The organism is Kitasatospora sp. NPDC085895, from assembly GCF_040702125.1.
GTDB lineage: Bacteria > Actinomycetota > Actinomycetes > Streptomycetales > Streptomycetaceae > Kitasatospora > Kitasatospora arboriphila.
The window spans coordinates 1-4771 of the sequence record NZ_JBFBJY010000186.1 but is presented as its reverse complement, the minus strand read 5'-3'; the positions used below and the strand labels follow the sequence as shown (position 1 = coordinate 4771).

Here is a 4771-nt window from a genome sequence, read left to right as displayed (position 1 = left end):
GACGTCGGCCGGACGGTGAAGAAGGGCTGGGAGGAGGGCAAGTCCTCCGCGGAGAACTGGAAGCAGACGTTCGGGGAGTCGCTGCGCGACGGGCTCGGCTCCAAGGCGGGCGGCGCCGCCCGACACCATGCGGAGCGTGCGGCCGGACACGGCGAAAGCGGCGGCCACGAGGGCGGCGGCGAGCACGGGAGCGGGGACGGGAACGGGAACGGCGGGGACTCCGGGTCGTCGTCCGACGCGTCCTCCCACACGTCGGGTTCCTCGGATTCGTCGGGCTCGGCGGGTTCGTCGGGTGGCTCGGGCAGCACCGGGACGTCGGGCTCGGGCTCGCACGGGTCGGGGACGTCCGGGTCCTCGCCGAGCGGCTCGCGTCCGTCGGCCGGCGATTCGGGCAACGGCGGCACCGGCCACACGCCCTCGGCCGACAGCGGGAACAGCGGTCATAGCGGGAGCGATGACGGCGGTGCGAGCAACCGCAGTGAGAGCACACCCCGGCCCGCCCCGGCTCCGGAACCCGCGGGTGACCACCGCAACACCGCACCGGTCGACCCCTTCGGCACGCGGCTGAGCTCCGACCCCGCACCCACGCCCGCTGCGGACACGGCCGCGCCCGCCCACACGGGTACGGACAGCCGGCCGGCGCCCGCTGCGGACGCGCCGCCCGCGCACACCGGTACCGACAGCCGGCCCACCCCTCCCGCCCAGGACGGCGCTGCGGACGGCGGCCCCGCGCACAGCGGCGACGCTCCCGCGGACCGCTCCGGCGCGGACACCACCCGGCCCGGCCCGGCCACCGCGCACCCGGCGCCCGACAGCGCTCCCGCTCCTGCCCCGACCCCTGCGTCCCACCACGCCGGTGACGGAACGTCGGCCCCGGCCCACGGTGGCACGCCCCACGCCGGTGACAGCGGTACCGCCTCGCACCCGGGTGGGGATGCCACTCGGCCCGGTCCCGTCTCCGCCCACACCGCGTCGGACGGTTCGCCCGCTCCCGCGTCGACCCCGACCCACGGCGGTACGCCGGCCGGCCGGTCCGAGGCGGCGCCTTCCGCCGGTCCGCACCACGGTGGTGACAGCGGCACCCCGTCGCGCGCGGGTGCGGATGCCGACCGGCCCGGCCCGGCCTCCGCCCACACCGCACCCGATTCGTCCCGCACGCCGACGCCGACGCCGACGCCGACGCCGACGCCGAGCCACGAGGCCGGCTCCCCGTCGTCCCGTCCCTCCCCGGACGCCGGCCCGACGCCCGCGCACGCCCAGCAGGCCCAGCCGCATGCCGCCGATGCGCACATCACCGCTCCGTCCTACGGCCCGGTGCGCGGCAGCGACGAGCCGTCCGGGACTCCGTCCCACGACGGCGACGGACGACCGTCCCCGTCGTACGGTCCGGTGCGTGGGGACGCCCCGGCAAATACCAACGGTCCGGAGGCCGGCCGCCCCGGGCACGAGGCGCCGCCGCAGCGACACGAGTCAACCCCGCGGGCCGAGGAGGGCGCCCCGCAGGAACGTTCCGGTTCGGCGGTGCCGCCGCATGCAGGTCCGGTGCCGCACCTCCCGGCCGGCGACGCCTCCCGCACGCCGTCCTCGGACGGGCCGCCCCGGGCGACCGTCCACACCGCCTCCACCGCGGTCGCGGATGCACCGCCGACCCATACGCCCGGTACGCCCACCCCGGACAGCGCCGCAACGCCGTCCACTGGCCAGCCGTCCCAGACCACCGGCCCGGTGAACCCCGGCGCAAGTGTCCCGCCGACCACCGGGATGCCCGGCACGGGCAGCGCGAACACGCCGCGTACCGACCGCCCCGCCACCGGCACCCCGAACGCCGACCGGCCCACCCTCCCCGGGCAGCGGAACAATCCGGGCCCGGACCGCACCGACCGCCCCGTCAACCTGGGTCAGCAGCCCACCGCCGGCCGTCCCGACCCGCGGACCGGCACACCGCGTCCCGACGCCACCTCGCGTCCGGACCCGCGTGCCGATCGCCCGGCCGACAGCGCTCCGCGTCAGGACCCTCGGGCGGAGCGTCCGGACGACGCACCCACTCGCCCGGACCCGCGTGCAGACCGCCCGGAGGCGGACCGGCGCGACGACCGCGGCAGGCCTACGCCGAACCGCGACCCCGAGCACGCCACCCCGGACCACGAGCCGGCCGACGGCGACACCCCCAACCACAAGCCGGGCGACCCGGACCGTCCGGCCACCGCCGACCGTCCGCACGGAAGCCCGGGCGGTCTGGTCGAGCCGAGCCACCACGACCGTGAGCGGGTCGAGAACTCCGTCCCGCGCGACGCCGACGGCAAGCCGCAGCGGCACCCCGACCCGGAGGGCGACTGGCCGCGAGCCATCAACGGCGATCCGAACGCGCCCGGGCGCCACAACAACTGCGTCGACGTGGCACTGGCCACCGTCGACACCTACTCGGGGCATCCGACCCCGGCGGCTGCCCGCACCCCCGACCACGACGCGGACGGCAACCCCTCGGACCGCGGTGAGCGCGGCGGCCGCGACCGCATCGAGAACGCCCTCGGCGCCAAGTTCTCCGACATGGGTGACGGCAAGGACGCCTACCGCCGGCTGGAGGACACCCTCCGCCGCGAGGGCCACGGTTCGCAGGCCGTCATCATCACCCGCGACGCGGACGGCCGCGCCCACGCCTGGAACGCCGTCAACCACAACGGCAAGATCACCTACGTCGACGCCCAGACCGGCCGCCGCTCCGACCAGCCCCTCCACAGCGGTGACCACGGCGTGTTCGCGATCCCGCTGGCCCCGGACCGCCGCCCCGCGACGCCCGAACGCGATCCGCACCACGAGGCATCCGACACCCGCCCCGAGCGGCGCGCCCCGGAGGAGGCCGCCGGCAAGCGGACGACGAGTGCGCCCGATTACGGCGAACGCTTGGACACCGACCACAAGGAGTCCGAGGACGGGTACCTCAAGGACCCCCCTGCTCCGGAAAGGAACCGGGCGGGCCACGAGTGGCAGGAGCTCGCGGCCTCGCAGCAAGAGGGCTTCGGTGAATCGCCCCTCAGCAAAATGGTCGAGGCGGCCCGAGCCGATGACGCCTTCTTCCAGCACTACGCCGTACCGGACTCGATCCTCACCCGGCACCCGAACGTGGGCGATCTGCACGAGAGCCTCCAGGCCAACTACGCGGCCTTCAGGTTCGTCGTCGAGCCCGGCGGCACCGAGCAGGTGCTCATTTCCCGGAACTGGCCCGCCCGCGTGAACACGGTGGCCCCCATCGCGGACCAACCCTGGACGCACGCCGGGCACTCGGAGAAGGTGGCCACCGAATACCTGAAGGAGGTCCAGCGCAATCTGACGCCGCCGCAGCAGGTCAAGCTCATCGAGGTGTACTCCGAGCGGGCGCCCTGCAGGCAGTCCGGCTGCGCGAGGATCCTGTACACCACGTTCGGCAAGGTCCGTGTCACCCACTCGGTTCCGCACCCGGACGACGGCACGAGCGCCCAGAAGATGAAGGACCAGGTTCAAAAGATCATTAAGAACCGTGCGCAGATCATCGCCGAGGACCGCCGCTACTATCCGTCCGGTAATCCCGCCGTTTCCGCCGCGCAGCCGACCGCGGTCGGCGAATCGAACGACAACGAGGAGTGAACCCCCGCATGCGCTTCCACTTGGCCGGACGTCTGGCCGCCGCCGAGGAACTGGCGGCGTGGCTCGAGCGGAGGGACATCACGGACGGGGTCCGTCTGGTGACCGGGGACCGTGGGTCGGGCAAGAGCTGGCTCCTGGCCCGCACGGCCCTCGGGGCCGACGAAGAGGCACGCGGGTTCATCCCTTCGGACGACGGGCCGCTGCCGCCGGTCAACGCCTTCCTCGGCGTCGCGGACGCGGACGGGGAGACCGAGGGGGAGTGGTTGCGGGCGCTGGCCGCCGACACGGGCCTGGCCGCGAGCCTGGAGGGCGACCTCGACTACTCCGGGTTGACCAGGGCGTTGGAGGAGACGGACCGCCCGCAGGCAATCCTGTTGAGCGGCGTTCCCGGGCGGCTGCGGGCAACGGCGGCGCGTCGCGGCGTACCGGAAATGGTCCGCACGTTCCTGGACCCGTCCACGATGGGCCGGGACGGCAGCGGATACAGCGCGTTGCTGCTCGCCGAAGTCGGCCGGGAGGACCTGGACGCACTGCTGCGGCGGTATCCGCGTCTGGTCCGGTCGGTGATCGACCTCGACGACGAGCGGTTCGCCCCGGACCGGGCCGGATTCGAGGCATGGGTGCGCGGCCTGCTGGACGTGCCGGGCTCGGTCTACGCGGCCGCCGATGCCGCCGATGCCGCCGGGGCTGCCGCCGCGCTGACGTCGGCGGCCTGGCCGAACTTCCTGTTGGCCGAGGTGTTGGCCATGGAGGTCCGGGTCCGAGGGACGGTGGAGCCCGGGTTGCCCCGAACGCTGGAAGAGGCCTGGGAGTACGTCCTGGCGTCGTTCGGTCCGGCCGCTCCGAAGGTCCGGCAGTTGCTGGCACCGTTGGTGATGGCCGAGGGCGTTCTCGGGATGCCGGACGACCTCCGGGTGCAGGCCGCGGCCGCGGTCCGCGGCCGCGAGGTCTCCCTCGAGGAGCTCAGGCAGGCCGAGGAGGCGGTCGAGGCGTTCGTCGCCTACGAGTTCACGACGGATGACACCGTCCGGGGTGCTTCCACGGTGCGACACGCCCCGCTGCACGGCGGGGGACGCAACATGCTCATCTGAGCCTGCCGTTCCGGACGCGCAGCCCCGGCGCCGATCCGCCTGACGCATCGTCACATGTC

2 protein-coding genes and 1 pseudogene are annotated in these 4771 nt (G+C 74.6%); 2 read left to right on the top strand and 1 reads right to left on the bottom strand.

Translation table 11 applies throughout. From position 1 onward, the window contains the following. Positions 1-395, bottom strand: a pseudogene (locus AB0442_RS41890) (hypothetical protein); the annotation flags it as partial. A gap of 1147 nt (positions 396-1542) precedes the next feature. On the opposite strand from AB0442_RS41890, the gene AB0442_RS41885 reads away from it, so the two are divergent. Beyond that, complete coding sequence (locus AB0442_RS41885; RefSeq protein ID WP_366168766.1) at positions 1543-3621, top strand: toxin glutamine deamidase domain-containing protein; 2079 nt, start codon at positions 1543-1545, stop codon at positions 3619-3621. Positions 3622-3629: 8 nt separating this feature from the next. Further along, complete coding sequence (locus tag AB0442_RS41880; protein ID WP_366168765.1) at positions 3630-4712, top strand: hypothetical protein; 1083 nt, start codon at positions 3630-3632, stop codon at positions 4710-4712. Positions 4713-4771 lie beyond the last annotated feature (59 nt).

Coding starts and splice junctions, on each gene's coding strand:
- AB0442_RS41880 (WP_366168765.1), top strand. CDS start 3,630: ATGCGCTTCCACTTGGCCGGACGTCTGGCCGCCGCCGAGGAACTGGCG.